The following is a 22,482-nucleotide window of genomic DNA, read 5'->3' on the forward strand; positions in this document are numbered from 1 at the left end:
GGACCGACGCACCAGAATCCTCGTCATGGCGGAAGTCTGTGTCCGCGGGCCGGCGCGGCACATCGCACCCGACGCCGCCACGGGTACGCCCACCAGGCCGCACGCCTCCTACCAAAGAAGGTGGTGGGGCGCGACGGCGCCCCGCTAGCCTGCGCCCATGCACGCCGTCACCCGGACCCTCTGCCCACCCTGGATGCGGCGCCGGGTCTGGGTGGTCCTCTCCACCGTGGCGCTCGGCCTCCTCGTCGGGACCGGGCTGTACGCCAGCGTCGGCTCGGGCACGCCGGCGCTCGTCTGGGCCGACGTCACGCTGGCGGTGGTCGCCGTCGCGCTCGTACCGCTGGTCATCGCCCGGCCGTTGGCGGGCGGGGTGCTCGGCGGACTGCTGGTGGCCGTGTCGCCGGTGGTCACCCCGGTGGCGAGCTTCGCGGTGCTCTTCACGGCCCGCCGCCGCCCGTTCCGGCAGGCCCTCGCGGTGGCCCTGCTGGGAGCCGCCGGGGAGGCCGTGCAGGGCGCGTGGCGACCCATGCCCGGCCTGTCGTACGGGTGGTGGCTCCTGTTGATGACGGTCGCCTTCGGGGCGCTGCTCGGCTGGGGCACCTGGGCGCAGGCGCGGCACGCCCTGCTGGAGGCGCTGCGCGACCGTGCCCGGCGCGCCGAGCGGGAGCAGGAGCGGCGGGTCGCCGAGGCGCGCGCCGCCGAACGGACCCGCATCGCCCGGGAGATGCACGACGTGCTGGCCCACCGGCTGTCGCTGCTGGCCGCCGCGGCCGGTGCGATGGAGTACCGGCCGGACGCGCCGCCGGAGCGGCTGAGCGCCGCGGCCGGCGTCATCCGGACCAGCGCTCACCAGGCCCTCACGGAACTGCGCGAGGTGGTGACGCTCCTGCGCGGCGACGATCCGGACGCGCCGGTGGACGAACCGCTCGGGCAGACCCTCGCCGACCTGCCCCGGCTGGTGGAGGAGGCGCGGGCGGCCGGTCAGCGCGTCGAGATCGACGACGTGCGCGGGCCGTCGGTCGAGCCACCGGCGCGGACGGGTCGCACCGCGTACCGGATCGTGCAGGAGGCGCTGACCAACGCCCGCAAGCACGCCGACGGCCACGCGGTCACCCTCGCCCTCGCCGGCGCGCCGGGGTCGGGACTGCGCATCGCCGTCCGCAACGGGACCGGGGGCGGGCCCGCGGCCGGGGGCCCACCCCCGGCCGGCCCGGGCAGCGGGCTCATCGGTCTGGCCGAGCGGGCGGCGCTCGCGGGCGGCCGGCTGACCCACCACGTCGACGACAGCGGCCGCTTCCACCTCGACGCGTGGCTGCCGTGGTCGAGGTGACGGGCCCGATCCGGGTCGTCGTCGTCGACGACGACCCGCTGGTCCGGGGGATGCTGACGATGATGCTCGACGGCGCGGACGGCATCGCCGTCGTCGGTGAGGCGGCCGACGGCGACGAGGCGGTCACCGCCGTGGACCGGCACACCCCGGACGTGGTGCTCATGGACATCCGGATGCCGCGGGTCAGCGGCATCACCGCCACCGAGCGGCTGCGCCGGCGCCCCCGGCCACCGGAGATCATCGTGCTGACCACGTTCGACACCGACGACCACGTGGTCCGGGCCCTGCGCGCCGGCGCCAGCGGTTTCCTGCTGAAGGACACGCCGCCGGAGCGGATCAGCCAGGCCGTCCACGCCGTCGCCGCCGGGATGCCGATCCTGTCGCCCAGCGTCACCCGCCGGCTCATGCGGCACGTCGCGTCCGGAGCCGAGGCCTACGAGGAGGCGCGGGCCCGGTTGGGCCTGCTGACCGAGCGTGAACGCGACGTGGTCGTGGCCATCGGGCAGGGACGGGCCAACGCCGAGATCGCCCGCGATCTGCTGATGAGCGTGACCACCGTGAAGGCGCACGTCTCGCACATCCTCACCAAGCTGGACCTCACGAACCGTACGCAGATCGCGCTGCTGGCCCACGACGGCCGGCTCGTCTGACCGTGCCGGGGTGAGCCGCCCGCCCCGGTGCCGGGGCGCGGATCCACCGGCCGCCGTCCGCCGCACCGGCCCGGTCCGGCACCGCGCATCCGGCCGCGGGGCGGCGTGGCGCGCGGCGGTCATGCTGGAAGCATGATCCGTTTCGTGCTGAACGTGCTGTGGTTGATCTTCGGCGGCGGCATCGTCCTCGCGATCGGCTACGGCATCGCCGCGCTGGTCTGCTTCGTCCTCGTCGTCACGATCCCCTTCGGCGTCGCCGCCCTGCGACTGGCGCTCTACTCGCTCTGGCCCTTCGGGCACACCCTGGTGCCGAAGCCGGGCGCCGGCCTCGCCTCCGGGCTGGCCAACGTCCTGTGGGTGGTGCTGGCCGGCTGGTGGCTGGCCCTGTCCCACCTCGTCGCCGGCGTGGCGCTCTGCCTCACGATCATCGGGATCCCGTTCGGCGTCGCCAACTTCAAGCTGGTCCCGGCCGCGTTCTGGCCGCTGGGCCGGGAGGTCGTCGCAACGCCCTGACCCTCGGCCGCCTCGGCCGCCGCGCTGGCGTGGCCGAGGCCACACCCACTGGCCCGGAGGCCCGCGAGTGGGCCACCCCACCCGCATCGACGCAGCCTGACGCCGTACGCTCCCTCGGCGTCGCCCCGCCCGGCCGGGCGCGCGCCGGCGTGGTCGGCGCGCGACCCCGCGCGGAACGGGACGATGGGCGTCACCGCATACCACACGCAACCACCGCCCCGTTACCACCTGTCACGAATGTGGCACGGATCGCACCCGGCGCCATGGTCGGCGGCTCGGGAAGGGGTCACTATTACCGGGTTGTTACGGAATTCGCAGGCTCCCCGCTTGCGAAGGATCCTCTGGTCCGAATAGGTTGCCGACGGCAACAAACCCCGGTCCGGGCCAGACTCGTTCCGGAGGCATCAATGACGATGGCGAGGTGGTACGAACGATGAGCGACGTGCCCATCCTCCTGGAGATGCGCTCCATCACCAAGGAGTTCCCCGGGGTCAAGGCCCTGTCCGACGTGAACCTGGTGGTGCGCGCCGGCGAGATCCACGCGATCGTCGGGGAGAACGGCGCCGGCAAGTCGACGCTCATGAAGGTTCTGAGCGGGGTCTACCCGTACGGCAGCTACGACGGCGCCATCTTCTACCGCGGCGAGGAGATGCGCTTCGGGGACATCCGGGCCAGCGAGCGGGCCGGGATCGTGATCATCCACCAGGAGCTCGCCCTCATCCCGCACATGTCGATCACCGAGAACATCTTCCTCGGCAACGAGCCCCGCAAGGGCGGCGCGATCGACTGGAAGGCCGCGAACCGGCAGGCGCTGGAGCTGATGGCCCGGGTCGGCCTGCGCGAGGACCCGGACACCCTGATCAAGGACATCGGCGTCGGCAAGCAGCAGCTGGTGGAGATCGCCAAGGCGTTCGCCAAGGACGTGAAGCTGCTCATCCTCGACGAGCCGACCGCGGCGCTGAACGAGGACGACTCGCAGCACCTGCTCGACCTGCTGCGCGGCTTCCGCGAGCGGGGCATCACCTCGATCATCATCTCGCACAAGCTGAACGAGATCGAGGCGATCGCCGACCGGATCACGATCATCCGCGACGGCCGGACCATCGAGACGCTGGACGTCAAGGCCGACGGCGTCAACGAGGACCGGATCGTGCGGGGCATGGTCGGCCGCGAGCTGCACAGCCGCTTCCCGGACCACACGCCCAAGATCGGCGAGGTCTTCTTCGAGGTCCGCGACTGGACCGTCCGGCACCCGATCTCCGCCGAGCGGCTGGTCGCCAAGCACTCGAACTTCGTCGTCCGCCGGGGCGAGATCGTCGGCTTCGCCGGCCTCATGGGCGCCGGACGCACGGAGCTGGCGATGAGCGTCTTCGGCCGCTCCTACGGCGTCTACGAGTCCGGCACGATCATCAAGGACGGCAAGGAGATCGTCCTCAAGACGGTGGCGGACGCCATCCACCACGGCCTCGCGTACGTGAGCGAGGACCGCAAGGCGATCGGCCTCAACCTGCTCGACGACATCAAGACGTCGACGGTGGCCGCGAAGCTCTCCAAGATCACCCGGCACGGTGTCCTCGACCAGGTCAAGGAGTACCGGGCGGCCGAGGAGTACCGGCAGAGCCTGCGCATCAAGACGCCGACGGTCGACGACGGCGTCAACACGCTCTCCGGCGGCAACCAGCAGAAGGTCGTGCTCGCCAAGTGGATGTTCACCGACCCCGACCTGCTGATCCTCGACGAGCCGACCCGCGGCATCGACGTCGGGGCCAAGTACGAGATCTACGGCATCATCCAGCGGCTCGCCGACCAGGGGAAGGGCGTCATCGTCATCTCCTCGGAACTGCCTGAGCTGATCGGGCTCTGCGACCGCATCTACACGGTGTCGGAAGGCACCATCACCGGCGAAGTCGCCCGGCAGGACGCGGACCCGGAGACCCTCATGAAGCTGATGACCTCCTCGAAGAAGATGCAGACACGATGAGCCGACTGAAGGACCTTCAGAAGAACCTCTTCGGAGGTACCACCTCCAACGCCCGTCAGTTCGGGATGATCTTCACGCTGGTCGCGATCGTCGTCCTGTTCCAGATCCTGACCGACGGCCTGACCCTGCGATCGGACAACCTGATCGCGCTGTTCCAGCAGAACTCGTACATCCTGATCCTGGCCATCGGCATGCTGATGGTGATCGTCGCCGGGCACATCGACCTGTCGGTCGGCTCCGTCGCCGCCTTCACCGGCATCCTGGTGGCGAAGTCGATGGCGGACTGGAACCTACCCTGGCCCGTGGCGATCCTCTTCGGCCTCGCCATCGGCGCGGTCATCGGCGCCTGGCAGGGCTTCTGGGTCGCCTACATCGGGGTGCCGGCGTTCATCGTCACCCTGGCGGGCATGCTGCTCTTCCGCGGCGGCAACCAGTTCATCGGCAACGCGAACACGATCCCGGTGCCCGAGGGCTTCCGCGTGATCGGCTCCGGCTTCCTGCCGGAGACCGGGCCGAACACCGGCTACAACAACCTGACGCTGCTGCTCGGCCTCGCCGGCTGCATCGCGGTGGTGTGGCGGGAGCTGCACGCGCGGCGGGTCCGCCGGGAGATGAACGCCGAGCCGATCCCGATGTGGATCTCGATCCTGCGGATGGCCGTGATGGTCGGCGTGCTCGTCTTCGTGACGCTGCGCTTCGCCAGCGGCCGCGTCGGCACGAGCTTCCCGGTCTCCGGCATCATCCTGGTGGCGCTGGTGCTCGCGTACTCCTTCTACACCCGCAACACGGCGGGTGGCCGGCACATCTACGCGGTGGGCGGCAACTCCCGGGCCGCGGAGCTGTCCGGTGTGAAGCTCAAGCGGGTCAACTTCTACGTCATGATGAACATGTCGATCCTGGCCGCGCTCGCGGGCATGATCTTCGTGGCCCGCTCGGCGGCCTCCGGGCCGCAGGACGGCAACGGCTGGGAGCTCGACGCGATCGCCGCGGTCTTCATCGGCGGCGCGGCCGTCTCCGGCGGCATCGGCACCATCAGCGGCTCGATCGTCGGCGGTCTGGTCATGGCCGTGCTCAACAACGGCCTGCAGCTCATGGGTGTCGGCGCCGACCGCGTCCAGATCATCAAGGGCCTGGTCCTGCTGCTGGCCGTCGCGCTCGACGTCTACAACAAGCGCCAGGGACGCTTCTCGGTCATCGGAAGCATCACCCGCACCTTCCGGCGGGACACGCCAACGGCACCCCCGTCCTCCTCGGGGGCCGAGCGCGAGCCCGCCAAGACCCCGGTCGCCGGCTGACGACCGCCGGACCGCAACCCGCACCATCCTCACGAAAGGCAACCACCCCAATGCGCAAGTTCCTCGGCAAGTCGGTGGCCGTCGGTGCCATCGCCATGCTTGCCCTCACCGCCTGCGGCTCCGGCCGCGACGAAGGCTCCAGCGGCTCCGGAAGCGGCGACGCCAAGGGCTTCCCGGCCAACTCGCTGATCGGTGTCGCCCTGCCGGCCAAGACCTCGGAGAACTGGGTCCTCGCCGGTGACCTGTTCACCAACGGCCTGAAGGAGGCCGGCTTCCAGGCCGACGTGCAGTACGCGGGCGCGTCGACCACCGTCGCCGACCAGCAGGCCCAGATCACCGCCATGGTCACCAAGGGCGCCAAGGTCATCGTCATCGGCGCGACCGACGCCGCGCAGCTGTCGACCCAGGTCGCCGCCGCGCACCAGGCCGGCGCGAAGGTCATCGCGTACGACCGCCTGATCCTGAACACGCCGGACGTCGACTACTACGTCGCGTTCGACAACTTCAAGGTCGGCCAGCTCCAGGGCCAGGCCCTGCTGGACGGCATGAAGGCCAAGAAGCCGAACGGCCCGTACAACATCGAGCTGTTCTCCGGCTCGCCGGACGACAACAACTCGAAGGTCTTCTTCGAGGGTGCGATGAGCGTCCTCAAGCCGGAGATCGACAAGGGCAACGTGGTCGTGGCCTCGGGTCAGACCGACATCAAGCAGACCGCCATCCAGGGCTGGAAGGCCGAGGGTGCGCAGGCCCGCATGGACCAGCTGCTGACCTCGACCTACGGCAACAAGGAGCTGGACGGCGTCCTCTCCCCGAACGACACGCTGGCCCGCGCGATCATCACCTCGGTCAAGGGCGCCGGCAAGCCGATCCCGGTCGTGAGCGGCCAGGACTCGGAGGTCGAGTCGGTCAAGTCGATCATGGCTGGCGAGCAGTACATGACGATCAACAAGGACACCCGGAACCTGGTCAAGCAGACCATCGAGATGGTCAAGGCCCTCCAGGCCGGCAACACCCCGCAGGTGAACGACACCAAGTCGTACAACAACGGCGCCAAGGTGGTCGACACCTACCTGCTGCCGCCGGTCGCCGTCACCAAGGCGAACGCGGCTGAGGCGTACGCGAACGACCCGAAGCTCGCGCCGCTCACCAAGTAGGTACCGCAACACGACGTCGGGTCCCGGAGCTCTCCGGGACCCTTCGTCGTCCTGGCGAGCGATCGGACCCGCGGGAGACGAGAGGAGGCGCTGATGCACCGACTGCTGTCCGGTCTCCACCGGGGCGGAGGCGTCCCGTCCGTCCCGGCGCCCCCGGTGTCCGGCGCCAGCCAGGAGGAGATCCGCCGGCAGAACCTGGGCGCCGTGCTGCGGTACGTCCACGTGCACGGCCCCACCAGCCGCGCCGAGCTCACCGCGCGGCTCGGCCTCAACCGCAGCACCATCGGGGCCCTCGCGGCCGACCTCGCCGCCGCCGGCCTCGTCACCGAGGAACCGCCCGCCACCGTCCGCCGGGCCGGGCGCCCGTCGCTCGTCGTGAGCCCCCGGACCCGGGTGTACGCGCAGGCGCTGAGCATCGAACCGGACCGGCTGCGCGCGGCCCGCATCGGCCTCGGCGGGCGCATCCTCGACCTGCGGGAGACCGACCGCGACGCCGGGGCGTCCGCCCTCGACGCCGTCGCCCCGCTGGCCGCGCTCACCGAGGAGATGACGCGGGCCGTGGAGCCCGACGCGGTCCGCGCGGGCGTGGCCGTCGCGGTGACCGACACGAGCCGCGACCGCGACGGGCGGGTACGCATCGGCGGCCCCGACGAGGCCCTGCGCGCGGCGCTGGACGCCGCGTTCGCCGCCGGCGCCGCCGGTCCCGCCGTCCTCGCCGGCGACCTGGCCGACATCGCCGGGCTGGCCGAACACGTCCGGGGCGTGGCCGCGGGCGTCGACGACCTCGTCTACCTGCACGGAGGCGCCGGCGTGAGCGCCGGGATCATCATCGGCGGCCGGCTCGTCATGGGGCACGGCGGCCGCAGCGGCAAGGTCGGCCACATGGTCGTCAACCCCGGCGGCCTGCCCTGCGAGTGCGGCTCCCGCGGCTGCTGGCAGACGGAGATCGGGGAGGCGGCGCTGCTGCGGCACGCGGGCCGCGACCCCGGCTCCCCCGACGGCGTACGTGAGGTGCTGTGCGCGGCGGCCGCCGGAGACCCGGTGGCCCGGGCCGCCGTCGAACGGGTCGCCGACTGGCTCGGCTTCGGCGTCGCGAACCTCGTCAACGTGGTCAACCCCGACACCGTGGTGTTCGGCGGCTCGCTCCGCGACGTCTACACGGCCGGGGCCGACACGGTGCGTCGCCGCCTCGACGAGCTGGCCCTGCCCGTCTCCCGCGAGCACGTGCAGTTGCGGCCGGCGGCGCTCGGCCGCGACGCTGCCCTGATCGGCGCCGCCGAACTGGCGTTCGCCCACCTGCTGGCCGACCCGCTGAACGTCGGGAATCCGGCCTGACCCGTCGCCGGCGGCCGGCGGCTGGCCACCCCGGCCAGCCCTCGGACCCCTCACGACGCGTCGGGGCCGCCGGGGTGACCCGGCGGCCCCAACGGGACGGGGTGCGTCAGTGGATGACGACCGGCGTCCTCGTCTCCTCGCCCTGCGGGCCGTCGAGCGGACGCGGCTGCTCACGCCGGCGCGACAGGAACGCGGCCGGGATGAACGTGAGCACGACCAGCGCGAACGCCACCCAGAACGTGCTGGCGAACGACTGGGCCGCGAAGTCGAGGCCGCGTTCGATGAGCTGCGACGGGACGGGGAACTGCTGGAGCAGCTCCGGCTTCTGCTGGCTGGCGATCGCCAGCCCGGCCTCGGTGACCGGCTTGCCGGTGACCGGGTCCGTCGCGCCCGGGATCTCCCGGGAGCCGTTCAGCTCGTTGGTGAGGATCACCGACATCACCGCGGCGCCCACCGACCCGCCGATCTGCTGAAGGATGTTGACCAGCGTCGGCCGCGGGCCACGTCGTGGGCCTTCAACGTGCGCAGCGCCGACGTCATGATCGGCATCATCGTGCCGCCCATGCCCAGGCCCATGACGAACAGCGACCCGCACAGCAGCACGTACGACGTGTCCGGACCGACCTGGGTGAAGGAGAAGAACCCGAGGACGATGAGCGCCAGCGCGAACGGCACCGTACGCCCGACGGGAACCCGGTCGGCCAGCGTGCCGGCGAGCGGCATCGTGAGCATCGCGCCGATGCCCTGCGGCGCCATCAGCAGACCGGCCGTGAGCGTCGACTCACCGCGCACCTGCAGGAAGTAGCTCGGGAAGAGCAGCCCGGCGCCCATGAACGCGATGATGAAGACGAACAGCGTCACCGTGGCGATGGTCAGGTTGCGGTTGGCGAACAGCCGCAGGTCGAGCAGCGGGTGCCGGGGCCGGAACGAGTAGATGACGAAGCCCACGAGCAGCGCGGCGCCGACCAGCATGGGCCCCCACACCTCCGCGTCGGCGAAGGTGCCGGCGTCGGGCAGCGTGGAGACGCCGTAGAGGAACAGCGCCAGACCCGGCGAGAGCATCAGCATGCCGAGGAAGTCGAAGGACTCCGACGGCTCCGGCGCGTCCTTCGGGAGCGCCATCTGCGCGTAGACGAGCGCGACGACGCCGATCGGCAGGTTGATGAGGAAGATCCAGTGCCAGCTCGCCACGTCGATGAGCCAGCCGCCGAGGATCGGGCCACCGATCGGCCCGAGCAGCATCGGGATGCCGAGCACGGCCATCAGCCGGCCCATCCGCTTCGGGCCCGCGGCCCGCGTCATGATCGTCATGCCGATGGGCATCAGCATGCCGCCGCCGAGACCCTGCAGGACCCGGTAGAGGATCAGCTGGCCGATCGAGTCGGCCGTGGCGCACAGCCCGGACCCGATGGTGAACAGCGCCAGGGCCACCATGTAGAGGCGCTTCGTGCCGAACCGGTCGGCGGCCCATCCGGCGAGCGGGATCACGGTGGCCAGCGCCAACGTGTAGCCGGTCATCGTCCACGCGACCCGCGCGTAGGAGGCGTCGAAGTCGTTCTGGAACGTCGGCAGCGCGACGCTCACCACCGTCACGTCGAGGATCGACATGATCGCCCCGAGGACGACGACCCCCGCCACCTTGAGGACCGCGGCGTCCAGTTTCTCTGGGGCCGCGACAGCTTGCTGGGACACACAATCTCCTGAGATCGGTCTGGGCCGGACGTGAGCGGTGGGGGTGGTGCCGCGCCATGTCGCGGGGGCGGCGCGCGGAGGGCGAACGCTCGCACGAAGAGTAGCCGCCGGCACCGACAGGACGCCCCCGGATTTGCCCCTCCGACCCGTCCGGTCCGGGCGGCCTTCCGGCTGGATACGCCGACGTTCGTCCGGATTTCTCCACGCGGTTCGTGGCCCGCACGTCGGCTGTGACGTCAATCTGATCGTGACATCGCACACAGGCCGGGCGGCCTGGTCGCGCTCGGCGCGCCGCCCGAGGCGCCGGCCACCCGCCGCCTCGGCCACCACCGACCCCGCCCCGCCGGGCTCGCTCGCCGACGCGGGTGTCCGATGGGGCGCGACGGGTCCTAGGCTGGCCGACGCCACCACAGGGTGTGACGAGGGGAGACCGTTGTGAGCCAGACCGACGACACCGCGCGCGTCGAGGAGTGGAACGTCGCCGAGGACGACGGCGTCCTCGACGCGTCCGACACTCTCGACGGGGATCTGGTCACCGATCCCCTCGACACCGGCATCGCCGCGGCCGACCACTGGGCCGGGGCCGACCGGTACGGCACGACGCCCGCCGAGGAGCGGGCCGGGGAGTCCCTGGAGCAGCTGCTCGCCCAGGAGGAGCCCGACGTCGACCCGTACGCCGAGCCGACCGACGACGAGGACGAGCTGACCCGGCGGGGCTTCGAGCGGGAGCGGCGCGCCGGCCGCCTCGTGGCGTACGACGAGGGTCTCGGCGAGGACGAGGAGCCGGACTCGGTGGCCTGGGACGCCGGGATCGACGCCGGCGGCGCCAGCGCGGAGGAGGCCGCCGTGCACCTGGTCGACGACCCGAACGGCCCGGGCGACGGCCCGCTGCGGTAGATCGCGTACCGGGCGGGGCCGCCGGCAGCCGGTCGTCAGCCGGGCCGGCCCCGCTCACGGGGCGGGATCGGATCGTTGTACGCGCCGGAGGGCCCGGTGTGGCGCTCGCCGTCGAGGTAGGGGTACGGGTTGGCCCGGCACCCGTGCAGGCCGAGCGTCTGCTGCTGCATGACCGGCGCCGGCCGGCCCCGCCCGGGGCAGCGCTCGTGCCCGTGGCCGAGCCGGTGCCCCACCTCGTGGTTCACCATGTACTCCCGGTACGTGGCGAGGTTCGCGCCGTAGCGCGGCACCCCCTTCACCCAGCGCGCCACGTTGAGCACCACCCGGTCGCCGTTGCGGCAGGAGGTGTAGCCGTCCGGCACGTCCTGGCACAGTTCGTCGCGCGTACCGGGGGTGGCCAGGTAGATGGTGAAGTCGGCCGGCTGGCCGGGGCCGACCCGGCGCAGCGTCAGCCTCCCGCCGGCGGTCCACCCCCGCGGGTCGGTGAGGATCCGGGTGATCTCGTCCGCGAAGTCGGGCACCGGCAGGCCCCGGATGTCGCGCTCCACCGCCACCCGGTAGCGCAGCAGCTCACCCGTACGGCGGCGCGCCGGTGACTCGGCCGCGGCGACCTGCCACCGGTTGCTCCCGTCGGCCGGGTAGCTCACGGCGACGAGCCGGGAGGGGGCCGGCGCCGGTGCGGACGCGGACACGGTCACGGGGTCGACGACGCCGGCTGCCTGGCCGGCCGCGGCGTCCCCGGCCGCCATCTGCCCGCAACCGGCGAGCAGCACAGCCGACAGTGCCGCCAGCGCCGGCCCGACGCCCCGAGCGCGCCGGCGCGTAGTCTTCCCGGTCATGCGTCTCCCTCCGCCGTGCGCCACCGGTCGGTGGCACGCAGCAGAAGAGACGCGTGGGTCCGCCGAAATGTTGATCATCCGGGGGCTCAACCTTCCGGCCCCGCCACCCGTCCTGTTCGTCGTGGAGTGCGGAGAGGGCGGGCATGGCGCGGGGTGACGCGGAGTTCGTCGAGTTCGCCCGGGCCGCCTCCGGCCGGTTGGTGCACGCGGCCTTCCTCATGACGGGCGACCACCACCGCGCCGAGGACGCCGCCCAGACGGCGCTGGCCCGTACGTACGCGTCGTGGTCGCGGATCCGCGAGAACGACGCCTACGGGTACGCCCGCTCGGTGCTCGTCAACCACCTCGTCGACGGCTGGCGGCGGCCGATCCGCGAGTACCCGACGGAGGACGTCCCCGACCGGCACGGCGACGACGTGGCCGACGAGGTGGCCACCCGGCGCTGGTTGCTCGCCATCCTCGGCACGCTCAGTCCCCGCGAGCGCGCCATCGTCGTGCTGCGCTACTACTTCGACCTCCCGGAGGCCCAGGTGGCCCGCGAACTCGGCGTCTCGGTGGGGACGGTCAAGAGCACGAGTTCCCGCGCCCTGGAGAAGCTGCGCGGCGTCGAGGCCGCCGCGCCGGAGGGGACACGCCGGTGAACGAGGCGGATCGGCTCCGCGCCGCGATGCGGGTCGGCGAGCGGAGCGGACACGGCGTACTCGACCTGGACGCGGTGCTGCGCCAGGGTCGCCGCCTGCGTCGACGCCGCCGGCTCACCGGCGCGGGCGCCGCCGCGCTGGCGCTCGCGGTCGTGGTGGGCGTACCCGTCGCGGTGCGCTCGGCCGGTGCGCCGCAGCGGCCGGCGGCGCCCGCCGCCCAGCCGGCCGCCGGCGCGACCGGCCACCCGTCCGGCCCGACGGCCGGCCCCACCGCCACGGCCGCACCCACCCCCGTCGCCACGGACGCGGCACCTCCCGAGCCGCTGGGCGACGTGGTGCGCAGCGGGATCCGGTACGGCGCCGAGGAACGGGTCTTCTACGTCGTCCCCGTCGACGTACCGCACCTGCCGGGGGTGACGATCGGGCTGATGGCGGGTCGCCGGACCGCCGACGGCGGGCTGGCACCGGACTTCCTGGTCAACGACGTCGTGGGTGACGACCGCCGGGACGGGTTCCACGAGATCGGCTACGACCAGTCGGGGCCGCACCCCACCCGGCCCCTCGTGCCCGCCTTCGGGTACTTCGTGGGACCGGCCGAGCGGATCGTCGGCACCGTCGACGGCCGCCAGGTGGCGGCCCGGCTGGTCCGGTGGAGCGAGGATCCGCGAGTGGTGATCTTCTGGTTCGACCCGGCGGTGCTGCCTCCCGGCGTACGGCTGGACGGCATCGCCGCCCACGACGCCCGCGGCCGGCGGCTCTGAGCGCCCACCGCTCCCCCGCCGGTAGGCTCGGCCGCGTGGGAGATCCGTTCCGGGTGCGCGTCACCGTCCGCGGTTACGAACTCGACACCCAGGGCCACCTCAACCAGGCCGTCTACCTCCAGTACGGCGAGCACGCCCGCTGGGAGTGCCTGCGCGCCGCCGGCATCTCGCAGGACCGCCTCCTCGCCACCGGCGTGGGACCGGTGGCCCTGGAGGTCACCCTGCGCTACCTGCGGGAGCTGCGCGGCGGCGACGAGGTCGACGTGTCCTGCGCGTTCCGGTGGGGCGAGGGCAAGACGTTCCACATCGACCAGGCGTACACCCGCGCGGACGGCACCCCGGTCGCGACCCTGACCGGCGTCGGCGGCCTGCTCGACCTCGCGGCCCGGCGGCTGGTGCCCGACCCGCGGGAGCGGTTCCGCGCGCTGGCCACCGACCCGGGGCCGCTCAACCTCTGAGCCCCGGACGCCCCACCGCCGCCGGGAAGCGGGCGAAAATGCCCCGGTCCCGCCCGCGCCGTCGCCTAGATTGGGCCGGTGGCCGAGACGGTGACGGTGGTCGACCGGGTGGTGACGAGCCGCGGTGAGCTGGTGCTCCGCCACAGCGCCGGGCACTTCGAGATCATCAGCAACGGCGTGTTCCTCATGGACACCCGCGCCGGCGGGTCGGAGCGGCTGCTCGTCCGTGAGGCGCTGAAGCTCGTGCCCGCCGGGGCCCGCATCCTCGTCGGCGGCCTGGGGGTGGGCTTCTCGCTGGCCGAGGCCGTGGCCTCCCCGGTGCCCGCGGAGATCGTGGTCGTGGAGATCGAAAAGACGCTCGTCGACTGGCACCGGGGCAGCCTGGCCGGCCACAGCGGGCACGCCCTCGACGACCCGCGCGTGCGGATCGTCACGGCCGACATCGTCACCTGGCTGCGGGCGACCCGTGAGGTCTTCGACGCCATCTGCCTGGACGTCGACAACGGTCCGGAGTGGACCGTGTTCCCGCCCAACGCCGAGCTGTACGACGACGCCGGCACCATGCTGCTGCGCGACCGTCTCACCGACGGGGGTGTGCTGGCCGCGTGGAGCGCCTCGGCGGCCCCGGCGTACGCGGCCCGGCTCGCGGCGCTGATCGGTCCGGTCGCCGTGCACGAGGTCGCGGTCCCGCGCGGCGAGCCGGACGTCGTCTACCTGGCCCGGCGCACCGCCGACGGGGTGCGCGGCGGCGACCGTGGTGACAGGGGGCGCGGCCGACGGTAGGTTCGCGGGCGGGACGTGGTCGATTCCCCCTCACCCCCGGGAGAGCCCGTTGTTCGAGGAGTTCATGGGCATCCCCGCCCATCCTCTCGTCCTCCACGCCGCCGTCGTCCTCGTGCCGCTGCTGGCCCTGCTCAGCGTCGGGTACGCCGCCGTTCCCGCGATCCGGCCGCACACCCGCTGGGTGCTGGGGCTGCTCGCCCTCGGCGCGCCCGTCTCGGCCCTGCTCGCGAAGCTCTCCGGGGACGCGTTCCTGGCGCGGCTCACGTCGGCGAACCGGGTGAGCCCCGAGTACGTGCCGAAGCTGGAGGCCCACCAGCGGCTGGGCGACCTGACGCTGTACGCCACCATCGGGCTGGCCGTCGTGACGCTCGCCGTGGTGTGGTTCCTCGCCCCGGCGGGCCCCGGCGTGGCGCGGCCCCGGCCGGCACTGGCCTGGGCGTTGCGGGGTCTGTCGCTCGTGGCCGCCGGCGTGAGCCTCTACTACGTGGTCCGCACCGGCGACTCGGGCGCCAAGGCGGTGTGGACCGGCCTCTGAGCCGATCACCCCGGCATCCACGGCCATTTTTTCGTCCACCGCAAATATTTACATGATCCTAACCAGCGTGCAGGCGGTACGGTCCTTACTACCGCGGCGCGCACGCGCCCCGACGCGCGCGCTGCCACCACCGGGACGCACCGTGCGCGGAGGACACGCATGAATCGATCGGATCGCACGTCACGGCGGAGACGCCGCATTCTCGGCGCCGCGGCCACCGCGGCGCTTCTCGTCGCCCTGGTGCCGGGCACGGCATCGGGCCAGGAGGCCGAACCGGACCCGCGGATCGGGCTCGGGGCGGGCTGGCTGGACGCGCAGAGCGCCATCAGCAACCTCGAACTGCTGGCGCACCGCGACAAGCCGGCGGGCTTCGTGAACCCGGCCAACCCGGGCGACTTCGGCTTCGTCGCCTCGGACCTGGCCTTCGGCGGCACCCACGCCTTCGTCGGCAACTACAACGGCTTCAACGTCTACGACATCTCGCAGCCGGCGAACCCGACGCTGGTCACCAGCGTGGTCTGCCCGGGTGGGCAGGGCGACGTGTCGGTACACGGCAACCTGCTCTTCATGTCGGTGGAGGAGACCCGGGGCCGGCTCGACTGCGGCACGAATCCCGCCGCCGGCACCCGCTTCCAGGGCGTACGCGTCTTCGACATCAGCGACGTGGCGAACCCGGTGCAGGTCGCCGCGGTGCAGACCTGCCGCGGCTCGCACACCCACACGCTGGTGACCGACCCCGACGACAGCGCGAACGTCTACGTGTACGTCTCGGGGACCGCGGGGGTCCGTCCGGCGAGCACGATGGCCGGCTGCAACAACACGCCCGCCTCCGGTGACAACCCGGCGCGGTGGCGCATCGACGTCATCAAGGTCCCGGTCGCCGCTCCCGAGCAGGCCGCGGTCGTGAACAACCCGCGCCTGTTCGCCGACCCGGCCACCGGCGCGGTCGACGGCCTCCAGAACACCCCGCCGGCGCCGACGCACCCGTCGGGCGGTTCGTGGAGCCCGTCGCCGGTCACCGACGCCTGCCACGACATCACCGCGTACCCCGCGCTCGGCCTGGCGGCCGGCGCCTGTGAGGGCAACGGCATCCTGATCGACATCTCGGACCCGGCGAACCCCGTCCGCATCGACGAGGTCTCCGACCCGAACTTCGCGTACTGGCACTCCGCGACGATCAGCAACGACGGCTCCAAGGTCGTCTTCACCGACGAGTGGGGCGGCGGCACGGGCCCCCGCTGCCGGACGACCGACCAGCCGCAGTGGGGCGCGAACGCGATCTTCGACATCGTGGACCGCAAGCTGAAGTTCGCCAGCTACTACAAGCTGCCGGTTCCGCAGACGCTCCAGGAGAACTGCGTCGCGCACAACGGGTCGCTGATCCCCGTGCCCGGCCGGGACATCCTGGTGCAGGCGTGGTACCAGGGCGGCATCTCCCTGATGGACTTCACCGACTCGGCCCACCCGCGGGAGATCGGCTACTTCGACCGCGGGCCGATCAGCGCCAGCACGAGCGTCCTCGGCGGCTTCTGGTCGGCGTACTGGTACAACGGCCAGATCTACGGCAGTGAGATCGCCCGTGGCTTCGACGTCCTCGGGTTGAAGCCCAGCGAGCACCTGACCGCGGCGGAGATCGCCGCGGCCCGCGAGGTGCAGATGCCGGAGTTCAACGCCCAGCACCAGACCCAGGTCAGCTGGGCGCCGAGCTTCGCGGTGGCCCGGGCCCGCTTCGACCAGCTGGCCCGCACCTGCACCACCACCGTCACGAACCGGCACAACGGGCCGCTGACGGTCTCGGGCGTCACCTGCCTGTCCGGGGCCACCGTCAACGGTCCGGTCACCGTGCGGCCCGGCGCGTCGCTGCTCGCCATCGACTCGTCGATCTCCGGCCCGGTGTCGGCGGCGAACGCCGAGGCCGTGCACCTCTACGAGAGCACGGTCCGCGGCCCGGTGAGCATCACCGGTACGCGGGGCAGCGCCGCCGTCGTGAAGAGCGAGATCCACGGGCCGGCGGTGCTGACCGGCACCCGCACCGGCGCCGTCGAGCCGATCGTGGCCGACAGCACCGTGCGCGGCACGCTCGCCTGCACCGGCAACTCGCCGGCGCCGATCAACCTCGGCGCCGCCAACGAGGTGTCGGGGCCGGCCAGCGGCCAGTGCGCCAGCCTGGACTGACGTACGCCGCGACGCTTGGGGAAGGGCCGCGTCCTGCCGGGCAGGGCGCGGCCCTCACCGCTGCGGGCGGACGACACCGCGGTCAGCGGTCAGCGGTCAGCGGTCAGCGGTCAGCGGGCGAGCCTGGCCTGCAGCTCGCGCATGCTGCGGATCTCGATGCCCTGGTCGGCGTTGACCTCGCGCGCGAAGCGGTCGCTGGCCGGTTCGAGACCCCCGCCGGCCGCGTAGAGCTGCTGCACCATCGTGAGCGCGCCCTCGTGGTGACGGATCATGAAGTCGAGGAAGAGCCGGTCGAACTGCGCGCCGCGCGCCCGCTGGAGCTGCGCCATCTGCTCCGGGGTGAGCATGCCCGGCATGGTGGCGTCGTGCTCGGCGTGGTGGGTGTGCGGCCCGGGGATCTGCTCGCCGCGCTCGGTGAGCCACCGTTGCATCTGCGCGATCTCGTCCCGCTGGGACGTCTCGATCCGCTTGGCGAGCAGCGACACCTCCGAGCTGGCGGCGCGGTCGGCGACGAGCGCGGTCATGTCCAGCGCCTGCACGTGGTGGGCGATCATCCGCTGCATGAACTGGGTGTCGGCCGGGGTGTGCGCCGGTGGTGGCGGCAGCTGGGACTGCTCGGCCGGCGAGAGCGTACGGCCGGCCTGGCCCGGCGCGCCGGGCTGGACGACCCTGGGCGCGGACGTCGGCTCCGTCGACCCGTCGGCGGTGAGCTGGACGACGGCGAACGCCGACGCGCCGAGGGCGACGGTGGCGGCCACGACGGCGACGACGACACGGCTGCGGGACGAGAACACGATTCGATCACCGTAGCCGAAACGGACGCGCCGGACGAGGGCCGGACGGACGACCCGCCCGCCCTGACGCGGCCCCCGGGCGAGCGCTCCGCGACGCGCGTACGGTCACAAGTCCCATCCCGACAGTGACCGAGCAGCGGCGCGCGATGGTCGCTCGCGGCCCGTGCCCGATGAGTGGCCCGTTCCGCTCGTCCATCCGGCGGCTGCCGTCCGGACACCCCCAACCCATATCCTCCGACGGTCCACTCCCATCGGAGGCCACAGTTTGATGTCCAGGCGCGTGAACAGACGACCACTCGGCGTGCTCGGCGTGCTGCTCGCCACCAGCGCACTGACGCTGGCCAGCGGCACGGCCGCGCTCGCCGGTCCGGCGGCGACGAGTCCATTCATCAGTGAGATCCACTACGACAACGCCGGCACCGACACCGGCGAGGCGATCGAGATCCAGGCGCCGGCCGGTTACGACCTGACCGGCTGGCAGATCGTCCTCTACAACGGCGCGAACGGCGCCGCGTACAGCACCCGGACCCTCAACGGGGCCGTGCCGGCCGCCGGTGTCGTCGTCGAGGCGTACCCGACCGACGGCATCCAGAACGGGTCTCCGGACGCCGTGGCGCTCGTCGCGCCGGGCGGCGCCGTCGCCGAGTTCCTGAGCTACGAGGGGACGTTCACCGCGTCCGGTGGTCCGGCGAACGGGCGGACCAGCGTCGACATCGGCGTGGCCGAGACGTCCACCACGCCGGTCGGCCACTCGCTCCAGAAGATTGACGGCACCTGGCGGGACGCGGCCCCGCACAGCTTCGGCAGCCTGAACAGCGACTCCGGCGGCGGCGACCCCGACCCGGCCCCGGGCTGCACGGTCACCGTCGACCACACGATCGCCCAGGTCCAGGGCACCGGCGACAGCACCCCGCTGGCCGGCACGCGGGTCACCGTCGAGGGCGTGGTGACCGCCGACCACCGCAGCGGCGGCTACAACGGCATCTACGTGCAGTCCGCCGGCAGCGGTGGGGACCGGCCGGTCGCGGCCGGCACCGCCTCGGACGGCATCTTCGTCTACCTGACGACCAACACCGCCAACCACCCCTCGGTCGCCATCGGTGACCGGGTGCGCGTGAGCGGCACGCCCAGCGAGTACAACGGGCTCACCCAGGTCACCATCGGCGCCAAGGCCGACGTGCAGGTCTGTGAGCACGACGCCCCGCTGCCCGCGCCGGTCGCGCTGAGCCTGCCGCTGGACGACGCGGCCCGCGAGTCGGTCGAGTCGATGCTGGTGGCCCCGGTCGGCGCGTACACCGTCTCCGAGGTCTACAACACCAACCGGTACGGCGAGGTCGTGCTCGCCGCCGGCGACCGTCCGGCGGCCAACCCGACCGACGTCGCCCGCCCCGGCTCCGACGAGGCCCGGCAGGTGGCGGCGGCGAACGAGCGCGGCCGCATCCTCGTCGACGACGGCAGGACGACGAACCTGTCCAGCGCCGGGCTGCTGCCGCCGTACCTGTCGAAGACCAGCCCGCTGCGGGTCGGCGACTCGGTGGAGGCGTTCGGGCCGTCGGTGCTGTCGTACGGCTTCGACGAGTGGCGGTTCCAGCCGACCCTGCCGGTCAGCGCCGACACCGCCCCGCCCGCCCGGACCACCTTCAAGTCCACCAACCCGCGCACCCCCGCCCCGGTGGACGTCGGCGGCGACGTGCGGGTGGCCAGCTTCAACGTGCTGAATTACTTCGTCCACTTCGGCGGCGACGCCCGCGGTGCGGCCGACGAGGCCGCGCTGGGCCGGCAGGAGGCGAAGATCGTCTCGGCCATCAGCGCGCTCGGTGCCGACGTCGTGGCGCTGGAGGAGATCGAGAACTCGGTCCGCTTCGACCCGGACGACCCGCAGCAGGCGCTGAAGCGGCTGGTCGCCGCCCTGAACGCCAAGGACGGCGCGGGCACCTGGGACTACGTCCGCACCCCGGCCGAGCTGCCCGCACCGGCGCAGCAGGACGTCATCACCACGGCGATCATCTTCAAGCCCGCCACGGTGCAGCCCAAGGGGCCGTCGCGCTCGGTGAACGACGAGACCGTGTGGTCCAACGCCCGTGAGCCGATCGCCCAGACCTTCACCGCGGGCAGGGTGTCGTTCGTCGTGGTCGCCAACCACCTCAAGTCCAAGAGCGGCACCGGCACCGGCGACAACGCCGACACCGGCGACGGTCAGGGCTCGTGGAACGGCGACCGGGTCCGGCAGGCCCGTGCCCTGGCCGCGTTCGTGGACCAGGTGAAGGCCGACAGCGGCACCGAGGACGTGCTGCTGCTGGGCGACTTCAACGCCTACACCCACGAGGACCCGATGCAGGTCCTCTACGACAAGCAGTACAAGGACCTGAACGACACCGGCAAGGCGACGTACGTCTTCGGCGGCGAGTCGGGCTCGCTCGACCACGCTCTCGCCTCGCCGTCCCTGGCGAGCCGGGTGACCGGCGTCGACGTGTGGCAGATCAACGCTGTCGAGTCGTACGCCTTCCAGTACGACGGGCTCGCCGCCTTCTACGAGCCGACGCCGTACCGGGCCAGCGACCACAACCCGATCGTGGTGGGGATCAGCACCGACGCGAAGCCGGTCGACCTCCAGCTGCTGACCGTCAACGACTTCCACGGCCGGCTGGAGTCCCCGGCCACCGTCGACAACCAGCCCGTGGGCGGCGCGGCCCAGCTCGCCGGGCTGGTCGACCAGTTGCGCGCGCAGAACCCGAACACCGCGTTCGTCTCCGCCGGTGACAACATCGGGGCGTCCACCTTCATCTCGGCGATCGACGGGGACAACCCCACGATCGACGCGTTGAACCGGATCGGCGTGGCCGCCTCGGCGGTCGGCAACCACGAGTTCGACAAGGGCATCGCCGACCTCACCGGCCGCGTGTCCGACCGCGCCGACTTCCCGTACCTGGGCGCCAACGTCTACCGGGGCGACACCCGCGTGCTGCCGGCGTACTCGGTCAGCACGGTGGGCGGCGTCGCGGTCGGCTTCGTCGGCGTGGTGACCAAGCAGACCGCGTCGCTGGTCAGCCCGGACGGCATCGCCGGCATCACCTTCCGCGACCCGGTCGCCGAGGCCAACCTGGTCGCCGGCCAGCTCAAGGACGGCAACCCGGCCAACGGCGAGGCCGACGTGGTGGTGCTGCTCGCGCACGAGGGCGCCGCGACGGAGCACATCGACTCCGCCGAGGCGCTGGCCGCCGACCCGGTCTTCGGCCCGTTCACCCGGGTCGACGCCACCATCGACGCGATCGTCAGCGGTCACACCCACCAGCCGTACGCCTTCGAGCTGCCGATCCCCGGCACGGACCGGCTGCGTCCGGTGGTGCAGGCCGAGGACTACGGCAAGCGGCTGGGCAAGGTGACGCTGACGTTCGACCCGGACGCCGGCCGGGTCACGGCCGCGGACGCGGCGCTGGTCGACGTGGTGGGCGCGCCGCAGGACCCGGCGGTGGCCGACATCGTGGCCGCCGCGAAGGTCAAGGCCGCCGAGCTGGGCAAGCAGCAGCTCGGGTCGATCACCGCGGACATCAGGCGGGCCTACACCGACGGCAACGAGGACCGGGGCAAGGAGTCGGTGCTCGGCAACTTCATCGCCGACGTGCAGCTCGCCGGCACCCGGGACGCGGGCCGCGGCGGCGCGCAGATCGCGTTCATGAACCCGGGTGGGCTGCGTGCGGACCTGCTGTACCGCACGGACGGCACGGTGACGTACGCCGACGCCTTCGCCGTCCAGCCGTTCGCCAACGACGTGGTCACCAAGAGCTACACCGGCGCCCAGATCAAGCAGGTGCTGGAGGAGCAGTGGCAGCCCGACGGCGCGTCCCGGCCGGTGCTGTGGCTGGGTGTCTCGAAGGGGTTCACCTACACCTACGACCCGGAGGCGCCGAAGGGCTCGCGGATCACGTCGATGAAGCTGGACGGGACGCCCATCGACCCGGCCGGCACCTACCGGGTCACGGTGAACTCGTTCCTCGCCGCCGGTGGTGACAACTTCGCCACCCTCGGCGACGGCACGGACCCGGCGACGACCGGCGACAACGACCTCACCATGCTGGTGAGCTACTTCGCCGCGAACTCGCCGGTCACCGCCGACACGCAGCCGCGGTCGGCCGTGGGGCGGCCCGGCCCGCAGTGCACCACGACGATCACCGGCCGCCACACCAAGCCGCTGGTCGTCACGGCGGGCCTGACCTGCCTGGAGAACGCCACGATCGCCGGCCCCGTGACGGTCGCTCCGGGCGCCTCGCTGGTGGCGACCGGCGGCGCCGTCAACGGCCCGATCTCGGCGGTCCGCCCGGTGCTCTTCGCGCTCGACGGCACGACGGTGGCCGGTCCGGTGACCGTCTCCGGCGCGACCGGCGGGCTGACGATCAGCGAGGGCAGGGTGAACGGTCCGGTGTCGGTCACCGCCAACAGCGGTGGGGTGCGGATCGACTCGGTCGTGGTCGGCGGACCGGTGACCGTGACCGGCAACTCCGGCAGCCAGCCGGTGGTCGTCGCGGCGAACACCGTCAGTGGGCCGCTGAACTGCTCCGGCAACGACCCGGCCCCGGTGAACGAGGGCAGGCACAACACGGTGAAGGGCCCGGCCACGGGCCAGTGCGCCCGGCTCTGACCGGTCGCTGATC

At 72.5% G+C, this 22,482-nt stretch carries 16 protein-coding genes and 2 pseudogenes; 15 read left to right on the forward strand and 3 right to left on the reverse strand.

Annotated elements, in window-relative coordinates; genetic code table 11:
• Nucleotides 1–157 precede the first annotated feature (157 nt).
• From D7I43_RS33355 to D7I43_RS01095, 7 genes are all read left to right on the forward strand, one after another.
• Nucleotides 158–1,330 carry a sensor histidine kinase gene (locus tag D7I43_RS33355; protein ID WP_240032735.1) on the forward strand — a complete coding sequence of 391 codons (1,173 nt, stop codon included), beginning with the start codon at nucleotides 158–160 and terminating at the stop codon, nucleotides 1,328–1,330.
• The gene (locus D7I43_RS33360; protein ID WP_240032757.1) at nucleotides 1,318–1,980 is read left to right on the forward strand and encodes a response regulator; all 663 of its coding nucleotides are present in this window, start codon (nucleotides 1,318–1,320) and stop codon (nucleotides 1,978–1,980) included. The genes D7I43_RS33355 and D7I43_RS33360 overlap by 13 nt, the downstream gene beginning before the upstream one ends.
• Before the next feature lie 132 nt (nucleotides 1,981–2,112).
• On the forward strand, nucleotides 2,113–2,493 hold the full coding sequence (locus D7I43_RS01075; RefSeq protein ID WP_120326432.1) for a YccF domain-containing protein: 381 nt from the start codon (nucleotides 2,113–2,115) through the stop codon (nucleotides 2,491–2,493).
• 433 nt (nucleotides 2,494–2,926) lie between these two features.
• Complete coding sequence (mmsA, locus tag D7I43_RS01080; protein ID WP_120326433.1) at nucleotides 2,927–4,474, forward strand: multiple monosaccharide ABC transporter ATP-binding protein; 1,548 nt, start codon at nucleotides 2,927–2,929, stop codon at nucleotides 4,472–4,474.
• Complete coding sequence (gene mmsB, locus D7I43_RS01085) at nucleotides 4,471–5,769, forward strand: multiple monosaccharide ABC transporter permease (protein ID WP_120326434.1); 1,299 nt, start codon at nucleotides 4,471–4,473, stop codon at nucleotides 5,767–5,769. Before mmsA ends, mmsB begins: the two co-directional genes overlap by 4 nt.
• A gap of 50 nt (nucleotides 5,770–5,819) precedes the next feature.
• Nucleotides 5,820–6,923, forward strand: a complete 1,104-nt coding sequence (locus D7I43_RS01090; RefSeq protein ID WP_120326435.1) for a substrate-binding domain-containing protein — start codon at nucleotides 5,820–5,822, stop codon at nucleotides 6,921–6,923.
• A gap of 93 nt (nucleotides 6,924–7,016) precedes the next feature.
• The gene (locus D7I43_RS01095; protein WP_120326436.1) at nucleotides 7,017–8,258 is read left to right on the forward strand and encodes an ROK family protein; all 1,242 of its coding nucleotides are present in this window, start codon (nucleotides 7,017–7,019) and stop codon (nucleotides 8,256–8,258) included.
• A gap of 106 nt (nucleotides 8,259–8,364) precedes the next feature.
• On the opposite strand, the pseudogene D7I43_RS01100 reads toward D7I43_RS01095, so the two are convergent.
• Nucleotides 8,365–9,950: pseudogene (locus D7I43_RS01100) on the reverse strand (DHA2 family efflux MFS transporter permease subunit).
• Nucleotides 9,951–10,385: 435 nt separating this feature from the next.
• On the opposite strand from D7I43_RS01100, the gene D7I43_RS01105 reads away from it, so the two are divergent.
• The gene (locus tag D7I43_RS01105) at nucleotides 10,386–10,847 is read left to right on the forward strand and encodes a DUF5709 domain-containing protein (RefSeq protein ID WP_120326437.1); all 462 of its coding nucleotides are present in this window, start codon (nucleotides 10,386–10,388) and stop codon (nucleotides 10,845–10,847) included.
• A gap of 35 nt (nucleotides 10,848–10,882) precedes the next feature.
• Here D7I43_RS01105 and D7I43_RS01110 read toward each other — a convergent pair whose 3' ends face one another.
• Nucleotides 10,883–11,686, reverse strand: a complete 804-nt coding sequence (locus D7I43_RS01110) for a DUF3152 domain-containing protein (protein ID WP_120326438.1) — start codon at nucleotides 11,684–11,686, stop codon at nucleotides 10,883–10,885.
• 143 nt (nucleotides 11,687–11,829) lie between these two features.
• On the opposite strand from D7I43_RS01110, the gene D7I43_RS01115 reads away from it, so the two are divergent.
• The 6 genes and pseudogenes from D7I43_RS01115 to D7I43_RS01140 form a co-directional block, all read left to right on the forward strand.
• The gene (locus D7I43_RS01115; RefSeq protein ID WP_120326439.1) at nucleotides 11,830–12,327 is read left to right on the forward strand and encodes a SigE family RNA polymerase sigma factor; all 498 of its coding nucleotides are present in this window, start codon (nucleotides 11,830–11,832) and stop codon (nucleotides 12,325–12,327) included.
• Entirely contained in the window at nucleotides 12,324–13,088 is a 765-nt protein-coding gene (locus tag D7I43_RS01120) for a hypothetical protein (RefSeq protein ID WP_120326440.1), read from the forward strand. Before D7I43_RS01115 ends, D7I43_RS01120 begins: the two co-directional genes overlap by 4 nt.
• A 35-nt stretch (nucleotides 13,089–13,123) precedes the next feature.
• Entirely contained in the window at nucleotides 13,124–13,546 is a 423-nt protein-coding gene (locus tag D7I43_RS01125; protein ID WP_120326441.1) for an acyl-CoA thioesterase, read from the forward strand.
• 69 nt (nucleotides 13,547–13,615) lie between these two features.
• Nucleotides 13,616–14,329, forward strand: coding sequence for a spermine/spermidine synthase domain-containing protein (locus D7I43_RS01130; RefSeq protein ID WP_407942597.1), 714 nt, complete (start codon nucleotides 13,616–13,618; stop codon nucleotides 14,327–14,329).
• A 49-nt stretch (nucleotides 14,330–14,378) separates the two neighbouring features.
• The gene (locus tag D7I43_RS01135) at nucleotides 14,379–14,864 is read left to right on the forward strand and encodes a DUF2231 domain-containing protein (RefSeq protein WP_120326442.1); all 486 of its coding nucleotides are present in this window, start codon (nucleotides 14,379–14,381) and stop codon (nucleotides 14,862–14,864) included.
• A gap of 159 nt (nucleotides 14,865–15,023) precedes the next feature.
• Nucleotides 15,024–16,547: pseudogene (locus tag D7I43_RS01140) on the forward strand (LVIVD repeat-containing protein); the annotation flags it as partial.
• Nucleotides 16,548–17,149: 602 nt separating this feature from the next.
• Here the strand turns inward: D7I43_RS01140 and D7I43_RS01145 are convergent.
• A complete protein-coding gene (locus tag D7I43_RS01145; protein WP_120326444.1) occupies nucleotides 17,150–17,833 on the reverse strand; it encodes a DUF305 domain-containing protein in 684 nt (227 codons plus the stop codon).
• A gap of 280 nt (nucleotides 17,834–18,113) precedes the next feature.
• On the opposite strand from D7I43_RS01145, the gene D7I43_RS01150 reads away from it, so the two are divergent.
• Nucleotides 18,114–22,469 (forward strand): ExeM/NucH family extracellular endonuclease, encoded by a 4,356-nt coding sequence (locus D7I43_RS01150; protein ID WP_240032737.1) that lies wholly within the window; start codon nucleotides 18,114–18,116, stop codon nucleotides 22,467–22,469.
• The last annotated feature ends 13 nt before the right edge of the window (nucleotides 22,470–22,482 follow it).

It is taken from the genome of Micromonospora globbae, assembly GCF_003610785.1.
Classification (GTDB): Bacteria; Actinomycetota; Actinomycetes; order Mycobacteriales; family Micromonosporaceae; genus Micromonospora; species Micromonospora globbae.